General features: G+C 38.3%; 4 protein-coding genes. 1 reads left to right on the forward strand and 3 read right to left on the reverse strand.

The features are described 5' to 3' along the window. Positions 1-68 precede the first annotated feature (68 nt). Complete coding sequence (locus ACH8JV_RS12775) at positions 69-785, forward strand: metalloprotease (RefSeq protein WP_311069499.1); 717 nt, start codon at positions 69-71, stop codon at positions 783-785. Here ACH8JV_RS12775 and ACH8JV_RS12780 read toward each other — a convergent pair. The 3 genes from ACH8JV_RS12780 to ACH8JV_RS12790 all read right to left on the reverse strand — a co-directional run. Next, entirely contained in the window at positions 782-2,506 is a 1,725-nt protein-coding gene (locus tag ACH8JV_RS12780; protein ID WP_396521592.1) for a CapA family protein, read from the reverse strand. The genes ACH8JV_RS12775 and ACH8JV_RS12780 overlap by 4 nt on opposite strands. Beyond that, positions 2,503-4,158 (reverse strand): poly alpha-glucosyltransferase, encoded by a 1,656-nt coding sequence (locus ACH8JV_RS12785; protein WP_396521594.1) that lies wholly within the window; start codon positions 4,156-4,158, stop codon positions 2,503-2,505. Before ACH8JV_RS12785 ends, ACH8JV_RS12780 begins: the two co-directional genes overlap by 4 nt. A 147-nt stretch (positions 4,159-4,305) precedes the next feature. After that, positions 4,306-10,445 (reverse strand): BapA/Bap/LapF family large adhesin (locus tag ACH8JV_RS12790; protein WP_396521596.1); only part of this gene is annotated, 6,140 nt, incomplete at its 5' end.

The raw sequence follows: 10,445 nt of genomic DNA on the forward strand, positions 1-10,445 counted from the left end.
TCGTTCATATCATATAAAAATTTACTTTAAATCTCTTTAAAAGAATATGCAGAGACAATGCGATGAATATGAAAAAAACCTTGCTGATGATTACAGGGACACTTCTGTGTGTTTCTTGTACGACCCGCCCTCCTCTACAAACGCCAGATTTATCAGAGGAGCCTGCCAATAATAGACCTGTAGTTCCAGTCACTTTCGTTTTTACTACTGACAATCCTTCTGCTGCACGTTTTGATAATCTGACACAAATGCGAAAAGAAGTCCGCATCTTAAATAAATATTATTTAGATGACCAAGGAAATAAAATCTTTAATTTCAAATTAAATCGTTATATTTCTTACCAAGATTTTTCAAAAATGCACTGCGAACTTGGTAATGAAATAAACCAAGCTCGTCCTATTTCTATAGGCTCTATTCCCGCAAGTGCCAATGCATGTTTCCCTAAACGCACAGCACGTAAAGAAGTCATCATCTTTATATACGATGCATATTCAAAAAACTTAGAGTTTGATGATGTTACCAGTCGGACATTCCGTAATAACGGAAAACCTTTTATTTTATTAGACTGGAATCGTTTAAATTACAATATTCAAGCAGGTAGTATTCATGAAATGGGTCATGCTTTCGGCTTAAAACATGTATGTGCACCTAATGCTACTAAAACTACTCCGACCAATATTATGGCCAGTGCTGAATGTAAATTAGGCAGTGGTGGATTAAGAAACTTAGGCTTTACTCAAGCACAGCTTCAAACCATTTTATCTAGTTATAAACAATATACTTAAAATTTAATTTCAATATACGCCCCAAAGCTATCTTTAGTAGTAATGTAATCTTCATGGGCCAGTAAAGATGTCATATAAGTACTGGCCTTTGAGAAATCCTCAGTATCTACAGGATACGGTTGCCAAAAAGTTTTTAAGTTATTCGTATAAATTGGATAAAGTCGAAGCAAGTCCTTTGCTAGATCTAGTCTCGCTATACAGCCAAATGGCAAAGCACTTTGCTGTTCATACTCTCCATCACTATTAAACACAGCATTACCAATACCCAACACAACTGGCTTATGGTTGATGATCTGAATGGGTTGAATAGTATGAGCACCATGACCAATAATCAGGTCAGCTCCCGCCTGTGTAAGAATAGCGGCAAGTTTAATTTGCTCTTTTGTGGGAGGTTTAAAGTCGATTCCCCAATGGCAAATAACAATAATTTTATGCTTAGGATGAGTCTGTTTATAACGTACCATCTGCTCAAGTAAAACTCCATTTAAACAAGCTACTCCTCTTCGCGATCCTAATGCATAGAAATCATAGTCTAGATAAGCGGTGTCTCTATGCCAGTAACCATTAAAAATCGCATAGTGCTTATTTTCAAAAGATATTTCAAAGTAATTGTGGGCATCTTTTTGATTTAGTCCAGCACCTATATATGAAACATTCGCCTGTTCCAACTGTTGTAGTGTATAGACCAGCCCTTCATCGCCATAATCTTTCAAATGATTATTTGCCAACACCAAATAATTCAAATGAATGCTCTTAAACTCTTCTAATGTCTTTTTAGCATCGGCTTTTAGAATGAATGGCTTTTTATCTTTTAATGGTGATTGGTTTTCTAGAGAAAAGACTGCTTCAAAGTTAGCTATGTTTATGTCATTTTTACCTAAAAATGGCTGTATTTTTTCAAATGAATAGTGATATCCATATTGTTGTAGAGCATCTATTTTCCCTCTAGATTTTCGCTTTTCAGTATACATTTCACCAAAATAAGTATCTCCAAGAATATTGATGATCCCAGTCTGTGAAGTACAACTCTTCGCCTTTACGTGCTCTTCTTTGAAACAGTGATAATAAGGAACTAAATGTTCGAGACGGTGAATGTCATCTAAAAAAGAGAAAAAGCCAATGCTCTGGTTATCTTCAAGATAAGTAATATAAATTTGTCTAACTGTATATGAGATATATAAAACTGAAGTGAGTACCGGATGAGCAAGCAAAGGCGAAATGGGTTGATATACTTTATTTTTAAAGGAAAGGTTTTTAATAAAGAAAAGATTTTTTAGCTCGGCTGGATAGCTATAAATGTGCTGTACTAATAGAAAGAGTTTTTTTAATTGATGAGATGGATTTAAAGTTAAATGATAGTTTGCTGCTCTTTGAGACAAGGCCAATTGTGCTTGCTCAACGGAACCAAAAAGCATATTGCTTAAAGCATGTTTGACATCATTTGCCTGAGTAAAAATTAAGAATTGTAGGAGCTCGACAAATGTATACGTTTCATTTTTTTCTAAACCTAAATTTTGCTCACCCATTTGCTTAAGCTTTTGCTCAGATACAACATAGGTCTTATCTGCTTTGATATTTTTTTGATGAAACTGATCTAATGCATAATCAATGAGCAATAAAGTTGAGATGTCTCCATCAATTTCAAACTCCCAAACTGCATCATCAAAGTTCGTATTATCGAGAGCTGCCAATAACTTAATTTCAAAAAGAGGATCAGTCATGTCTCCTCTCCTTCGAAATCTTTTACATAGGCTATATAGCCCGATAAGTTATGTTCTTGGTCATCTATTCTTACTCTAAAGCGATCATGTCTTACATAAAAAGCATGCAATATTTTATCTGGACGAGCCATATACATCGCTATTTCTGGATAGAAAAAACCTGTAGTTTGAAACTCAGCCCGAAATGTAATGAGTTTTTTTAACTCGTGCATATATGCTTGTTCAAAAAGTTTTTGATGACCTTGCTCTTTTAAACGATTTACCATTTTATAAGCTGCCATGAGCATTTCTAACAAAGTGGCATACGTTGTTTTTCTATTTCGAATAAAAATAAAATGTTTTAAATAATTATTTAAACCAAAAATAAAATATTTTTCTTCAGGACATATTTTTGTAAGCTCATTGGTACAGTAACTTAACCAATGATCATGATATTTTTCATATCTTTTATAAATAAAATTTTCAAACATTAATTTAACGGTTTCTAATAATCTTTTATCCTGATTTATTTGATATAACCTGAGCAAAGCTAATGCTGCTTCTCCATCGTAATAAATAATTCTAAACTTTTCTTTTAAATCATAGTTTGGATAATTTAATACATGAGTAGTTAATCCATCTGAATCAACTAATTTTAAAATACCATTTGCAAGTTTCTCTGCATATTTTAAATAATCTATTTTTTGAGTAATTTCCTGATATTTCGTTAACATTAAAATAGCTGCTGCGTTTGCACCTAATTTAATTTCAAACTCCCCTTCTTTTCCATCAATCATAAAAGCAGTTGTAGAATCTTTTTCTTTATAAAAGTGAGTAAGTGCATATTGGATGGCACTCACAATTTTAGGCCAGTATTCAGGTTTATCTTGTACTTCGAAAGTTTCTAATAATGCATAAAGTGATGTGCAGTGACGTACCGTATTATAGTTGCGGATATCTCGATCGAAGGCAGGAAAATAGCCATAAATGAATTTGCCATTTTCTTGAATCTGGCTGTGTAAAAACGCGGCATTATTCTCAATGAGCTCTCTAAAATGCTGCTTCTTGTTGGTCGCAATACCTCTAATACCATTTGCATCATAACGGCTTGCTAAATTAATAAACTGTCCATTTTCATAAAAAGTTGCATAGGTATCGAAAGTCCAAATGTCTTGCAATTCTTGTAGTCTAATTTGTGGTTTAGTAGCGTTATATTTTTGCTTAATTGCATAGTTCAGATTGGTTTCATCAAAAAAGTTAGGTTTGTCATAACTTAATCCTCGGATAATGGCTTTGCCATAGATCTCTTGCTCAAGAAAAACTACCGAACATGCTTCATCAAATGCAATTCCTCTACGATAGTGATTATTGTGGAATTGATGATGAACAAGTTGTTCTATTTGACTCCAACTTTGTTTTTCTAGGTTGTACGCAACATCAATTTTTATATAGTCTGGAAGTTGATCTGGAGAAAACTGTCTATCAATAAAATCGAGTAATTGTACAGTTGCTTGTGAAAATACTGTTTTTTCGGTATGCCAGACATTACATCTTTGATCTTTAGGACCAAATGATATAAACAAAATTGTTTCTTCTGGAATGTCTGAAACATGCTGAACGAAATGTTCCAACCAAAGCTTAAGTTGTCTTTTAAAGTCTTGAAATACCGACACTCGAATTAAGTCCCTATTCGTTATTTGTTGTTCTATAAAATTTTCAATACATCATAGCATGAAGTTTTTAAAAGCTAAGTTAACGTATTGTTTAAACATAAAAAAGAGAACCCTAAGGTTCTCTTTTTTTATTTGGTTAATTATCTATTAATAGATAATTTGACCGTTGTTAAGAAGATCATTGAGTGTCAATGATGTTCTAGGTTCATCTATGTGAATCGTCAACAATTGTGTGCTTGTGTAAGTGGCACCTAAGCCATCACGGTCTACACTAATTGTGGCATTTTGTGTCGCAGCGTTATAGCTTACCGATACATACTGACCAATAGTTAAACTGTTTGGATGAGTAAGTAACAAGTTACTAATATCGATCTTGTCAGCTTGACTATCAGTTGTTGTATTACCTACATGGAAATCAGTCCATGTATCTACACCACCAACAGATGTGTTCCCCCCTGTTGGACTGTTCACGCTAGCAGCAGTCAATGTGTTGTAAATCAAGGTATCCGAGCCATTTCCAAGCGTAAATGTATCATTTACTGGTGTACTTACAGCTAGGCTATTAAACTCTGGAGCTATGTTGATGGTTAATGTGCTAGTTGACTCTGCGCCAGTGACCGATACGAGTTTGTAGTTAATCGTATCAATATCACTTGCTACGCTATCCAGAACTTTGTAACGGTACGAACCATCATTGTAGAGATACAACGTACCTTCACCTGTATTGATCGCCTGACCAGCAGCAACTTGGTAATTTCCTGGTGTAACTTCAACATATAATTGAGTACCATTTGAAGTATCTGCAACTCCACCGGTGGTATCGCCTAACAAGATATTACCGTGAATCCAATCAGACTGACCATCAGGTGTGTATTGATCTAGATGTGTAGCTTTTGTAGATACTACAGAATCTAGAGTTACAGTTCCTAAAGAGATCAGACTAGATAAACTAAATACCACTCGATAAGTGCCAGCAGATAAGTGAGATACATCAGCTGAGTATGCGGGTGCACCTAAAATCCCTGCCAAGGCTGTCGCAGAACCCGAGTAAACAGTATCTACCCATGTTCCAGCAACCAATTGCTGGATTTTATAACCAGTTGTTGGAAGAGCCGACAAGCTTAATGTTGCCGTATAGTCTAACTCTACATGAACATCACCTACCGTATTATTAGCAATAACGAATTGGTTTGAAGTCACTGTATTGCTTAGTACAGGTAATGGTGGGATGCCTGTAAAGTTACCAATAGTTACTGTGCCACTTGGTACATCAGCAACTGCATCACTCACTGGTTTCAGACTAAGAGTTGCAAGATTAGTATCAGCATTTGCTACAGGTAACGGAATTACGCCATCTGCACCAGGGTTAGCACTGTCCCAAGTGATATTTACATCTGGAGAACCAACCTGAATATGTAATGTCGCTGTATCTGTTGCTCCTGTTAATGCATCACGAATTGTGTAAGTGAATGAATCCACTTTACCAATTGCACTTGTATCAAGTGTATTTGGTGTGTAGGTATAGTGACCATTTGTAGAAATAACCAATGTACCATATGCACCGTTTATAACAGTATCTGTTCCTACTGTTTGTGGTAGAGCACCTACAACTTCAGAAGTTACAGTTGAAACCTGTGTAGTTAAGGTCGTTACATCATTCGTCAATACGTTACCATCTGCAACGATAGCGTTATTTGTAGGAGCAACTGTGTAATTAAAGTCATCTTTCACTACACTCATTGTACCTAAGATACCTATTCCTAATCCGGTGTAAACCATAAATGCTCGGTATTCACCTTGGCCTAGATCTGGAACAGTTACCCCAATACCACCACTTCCTAATAAACCAATATTAAGTAAGCCCGTACTTGTACCACCATTAATGTTGTACCAAGAACCATCCGAACCTTTTTGTTGCAATACTACTTTATAATCATTCAATAATGATACTGATAGTGCTGCACTGTATGAGAAGGTCACATCAGCTTCATGACCAGCGTCAATAGTAAAACCAACACTCGGAGTTCCTAAAACAGGTACATTGAAATTCTCTGTAATTCCTATCAGTGCTAAATAGGTTGCAGAACCTACAGCCACACCAAGGTCGCCTTGAGGAACGATATCTACAGCAGCAGAAGCCACATTATCGATTGCATCTACAGAAGTAATTGTAATGTCAGCAGGTTGTGATGGGTCACTTGTATTCCAAGTCATATCAACAGCATCACTATCAATATGGAGATACAAGGTCGCTTGCGATGTATTTAGACCATCTGACAAGGTGTAAGTAAACTGATCAACTTGTCCAAGACTTGAAGCATCGCCATTTGGTTGATAGCTGTAATTACCATTAGCATAGATTGACAATGTACCATGGTCACCAACAATGGTTGTTACACCTGTCGGATTAACCGCATGTGCTGTGCCATTAAATTCAACACTCGTTACTGTACTAAAACCAGAAGCAGTATCTGCGTGTCCATTTAGGCCAACATCATGGATAACATTACCTTCAGCAACTTTTGTGCTGTAGCCTGTGATATTTGTCGCATCAAATACATCTTTTTGAACTGACAATGTACCTAATAGACTAACTCCGACACCACCACCAGCATAAGTCATATAAGCTCTATATTGACCGGCTGCTAGGCCATCCAATGTCACTGAATTTCCACCAAAGGCTGCAAGACTGAGTAAGTTAGCATCTCCAGTACCATTTACAGCTACCCATTGATTCGTTGCAGTATCAAATTTTTGTACTACAAGAACATAATCGGCTAACAAGCTTGCACTGATAAGCGCACTGTAGTTAAACGTTACATCATTTAATGTTGCATCAGTCAAAGTGAAGTTAACGCTTTGGCCACCAGCCTGGAAGTCAAAATTATCGGTCAATGACAATAACGCTAGATATGTAGTACTACCTACCGCAACATCGTTACCAATTTGCAGATATTCAGGGTTAATGACTGCGACAGCAAGATCATCGACCGCAATCACAGGCGTGTTATTACCAATAGTGAAGTCTAGACTTGCACTTATATTACCGCCCAGAGGATCAGACAATGTGTAAGTGAAGTGATCGACTAGACCTAAGTTTGCATTCGTATTATTCGGCGTATAGATGTAATCACCATTTGCGAATATTTGAAGCGTACCGTATTGACCTTGAATAATTGTTCCAGTGTTTGGATCAACATTTGTAGTCACACCGTTTACAGTAACTGAATCAACAATTGTGAATCCAGTTACAGTATCAGCATGTGTGCCTACGCCAAGACCAGTAATGACATTGCCTTCAGATGCTAAACCAGTAAAGTCAATTTGGTTTGGATCGTAAACATCCATCGTACCTGACAATGTACCTAGGATACTCTTACCATAGAGGCCGTTGTATGTCATAAAGGCACGGTATTGACCTTCGTCAAGTCCTTCAACAACTACTCCTGGTGTCGCGTTCACACCTATACCCAATACACTTAGGTTCAGTAAAGAAGCTTCACTGCTACCAGTAATTGATTCCCAACGATTTGTAGCAGTATTAAATTTCTGTACTACAAGTTGATAATCACCAAGTGCTCCTTCATTGATTAAACTGCTGTATTTAAAGGTTGCAGTTCCAGTTTCACCAGCACCTACATTGAAGTTCACAGTACTATTCACGAATGGTAAAGGAGCTTGTAGGTTGATGCCAGCCAACGATAACAATGCAAGATAAGTTGCGCTACCCAATGCTCTGTCGTCTTCGATGAGATGAGGCTCAGCAGCAATTGCCGCATTTACAGCATCATCTACCGCTGTAATCGTTACAGTAGCAGGTTGTGATGGGTCTGCTGCATTCCAGTTCATATCCACAACTTTACTATCTAGATGTACATAGAACGTAGCTTGTGAAGTTGTATTAGAAGCTGGGTCTAACAAGGTATAGGTAAATTGATCAACTTGACCTAAACCAGCACTATCCGCATTTGGTGTATAGGTATAATCACCATTTGCATAGATGAGTAAAGTACCGTGGGTACCGATAATCTCAGTTGGAGATGCACCAACTGCAACACCATTGACTTCACTGATAATGCTGTTAGGTGTAACGATATCAACATCACCGTTTGTATTTGGATCAGAGATTAGGTTGCCATGAGCTGCCACTACATTGTAACCAGTAATAACCGCAGGGTTATAGACATCTACACTGCCGTTTAATGTGACAGCTACTGCCCCACCTACCAAGCCATTGAATGACAAGAACGCTCTATATTCACCCTCTGTAAGCCCACCTATTTGCGCAGTTGGCGTATTACCGAGTAAGGTCAAGTTCAGTAATGAACGATCACCTGTACCATTCACTGCTTCCCATTGTCCTGTCACATCATTGTATTTTTGCAACACAACATTGTAGTTACCTAAGGCAGATGCACCAATCAAGCTATTAAAGTTAAATGTTGCAACCCCTTCCTGACCAGCAGCGATAGTAAAATCAACTGTATCTACAGTAAGCAGTTGTAGGTCAACAATATTTCCAACATTCAATAGAACGCCATAGAATGCTGAATCAGCCTCTGTACCCACCAATTGATATTGTGGATTGAGTTCAACCTCAACAAGGTTATCAGCTGCACGAATCGAATCAAACACGATATTAAGATTAGCTTGTCCTGTTGCTCCAGTTACTGAGTCAGTTAACGTATATGTGAATACATCAGTGTGACCTACACCAGAACCATCTGCATTTGGTACGTAAACATAACTACCATCTTGATAGAAAGTAATTGTTCCATAAGTACCTGCAAATGTTTCTCCATCAGCATCAATCGGATGACCATTTACTGATGAAACATAAGTATTTGCAGTTACCTGATCGACTTGACCTGTTGTTGGATCTGGATCAGTAATTACATTACCTTCAGCATTGCCAATTTCATATCCACCTGCTACAGACAAATTATAATCATCCATAGTGGCAGAAAGAGTACCCAACACGCCAACACCTAACAATCCATCGTAGGCTAAGAATGCGCGATATTGACCTGCATCTAAACCATCAAGGACTGCACCAGGAACATTTCCTGTACCAATACCTAACAAGTGCAAGCTAATTAAAGATGAACCAGCATCACCGTGTATAGATTCCCATTGATTCGTTGTTGTATTGAACTTCTGAACTACTAACTTGTAGTCAGAAAGCACACCTGCGTCGATTAAGCCACTATATTGGAAAGTGACATCACCTTCATGACCAGCAGCGACAGTAAATCCTAGAGAATTACCACCGAGTTGAAGATCTAAACCTGCCACAGATGTAAGTACTAAATAAGAAGTACTGCCTAGACTTACATCATCACCCACAAGAGATGGTTGAGGGCTAAGAACTGCATGATCAGTGTTATCAAAGGCCAAGATACTAGAAGAACTAATCGTTACCGTACCAGTTGCAGGAGTCGATACATTACCCGCAGGGTCTGTTGCAGTTACACTTACAGTATGTGGACCATCGATTAATGAAGGAAGTGTATTGTCGGCAAGCGTCCAAGTACCGTTACCATTGTTCACTGCTTGATAATCCACGCCATCCACAGTCACTACAACAGTTGCAGTAGGATCATCAATCGTACCAGTCAATGGTGGTGTATCATCGTTAGTAGTTACATTTGTGAAACCAACTACTGGCGCAATAATATCAACGATAAAGCCGTCTGTACCATCGAGTACATCGCCTGTACCCAAGTTACCAGCAAGATCTGTATAAGTACCATTAGCCACACTAATGCTTGGTGCTGTGCCTGTACCATCCGGTGTAAACACTGCTGTCCAAGTGATATTGTCGGTTGTAACCAATGCACTCAATGTACCACCAATAAGCGTGATATCACTTGCATCAAAGCCTGCAACTGCCTCACTGAACGTGAAGGTAATGTTCGCATCTTCACCTGCTGCAAGTGCAAGGTCATCCGTCGTGATCGCAAGTGTCGGCGCTGCCGTATCGACAGTCACGATGACATCTGTTGGGCTGCTGATATGACCTTGTGAATCCACTGCTTGCGCATGGATGGTGATTGGGCCATCTGCAGTCACAGGAATCGCTGCAGTGATATAGCCATTGCCCAGGTCAGTCGCATTGACAGTGTAGTCAGTGCCGTTAACTGTCACGACTGTGCCTACCACTGCATCCGGACCTAACGCAACACGGGCATCAAAGCTGCCGTCTGTGCCTAGTTCTGCTGTATTGATGAGGCCATCAGTGTTTAAGTCATCCGGTACTGTAATCAGACCAAGCAAGTTCGCTGCTG

This window comes from Acinetobacter sp. ABJ_C5_2 (assembly GCF_044538485.1).
GTDB lineage: Bacteria > Pseudomonadota > Gammaproteobacteria > Pseudomonadales > Moraxellaceae > Acinetobacter > Acinetobacter nosocomialis_A.